This window comes from Acinetobacter sp. ANC_7588, assembly GCF_056783995.1.
This window is the reverse complement of sequence record NZ_JBWYIU010000030.1, coordinates 1-1,202: the sequence shown is the minus strand read 5'-3', so window position 1 is coordinate 1,202 and position 1,202 is coordinate 1. Positions and strand designations below refer to the sequence as shown.

Genomic DNA, 1,202 nt, shown 5'->3' with positions numbered 1-1,202 from the left:
AGGAAGATCTCATGGCTAAGGCTAAGTTTGAACGTAATAAGCCACACGTTAACGTGGGCACAATCGGTCACGTTGACCATGGTAAAACAACTTTAACTGCTGCTATCGCAACTGTATGTGCGAAGAAATTCGGTGGTGAAGCTAAAGACTACGCTGCAATCGACTCTGCACCAGAAGAAAAAGCACGTGGTATTACAATTAATACATCACACGTAGAATACGATTCTCCAACTCGTCACTACGCTCACGTAGACTGCCCGGGCCACGCCGATTATGTTAAAAACATGATTACTGGTGCTGCTCAAATGGACGGCGCGATCCTTGTATGTGCTGCGACTGATGGTCCAATGCCACAAACTCGTGAACACATCCTTCTTTCTCGCCAAGTAGGTGTTCCATACATCGTTGTATTCTTAAACAAATGTGACCTTGTAGACGACGAAGAGCTTCTTGAGCTAGTTGAAATGGAAGTTCGTGAACTTCTTTCTACTTATGACTTCCCAGGTGATGACACTCCAGTTATCCGTGGTTCTGCTCTTGCTGCACTTAACGGTGAAGCTGGTCAGTTCGGTGAAGATGCAGTTGTTGCTCTTGTTGAAGCGCTTGACACTTACATCCCAGAGCCAGAGCGTGCTATTGATAAAGCATTCTTAATGCCAATCGAAGACGTATTCTCTATTTCTGGTCGTGGTACAGTAGTAACTGGCCGTGTAGAAGCTGGTATCGTGAAAGTAGGCGAAGAAGTTGAAATCGTAGGTATCAAAGACACAGTTAAAACGACAGTAACTGGCGTTGAAATGTTCCGTAAACTTCTAGACGAAGGTCGTGCGGGCGAGAACTGTGGTATCTTATTACGTGGTACTAAGCGTGAAGACGTACAACGTGGTCAAGTACTTTCTAAACCAGGTGCGATCAAGCCACACACTAAATTCGATGCGGAAGTATACGTACTTTCTAAAGAAGAAGGTGGTCGTCACACTCCATTCCTTAACGGTTACCGTCCACAGTTCTACTTCCGTACGACTGACGTAACTGGCGCGATTCAATTGCAAGAAGGCGTTGAAATGGTTATGCCTGGTGACAACGTAGAAATGTCAGTAGAATTAATCCACCCAATCGCAATGGACCCAGGTCTACGTTTTGCGATCCGTGAAGGTGGTCGTACAGTTGGTGCTGGTGTTGTTGCTAAAGTAACTGCATAA

General features: G+C 45.4%; 1 protein-coding gene. It reads left to right on the top strand.

The window, feature by feature from the left end; all coding sequences use genetic code 11:
- The first annotated feature begins 11 nt into the window (after positions 1–11).
- Positions 12–1,202 (top strand): elongation factor Tu, encoded by a 1,191-nt coding sequence (gene tuf, locus AC1M9J_RS14735; protein WP_481592547.1) that lies wholly within the window; start codon positions 12–14, stop codon positions 1,200–1,202.

What these genes read in the sequence shown, in the direction of transcription:
- tuf (WP_481592547.1), top strand. Translation starts at nt 12, where the DNA reads ATGGCTAAGGCTAAGTTTGAACGTAATAAGCCACACGTTAACGTGGGC.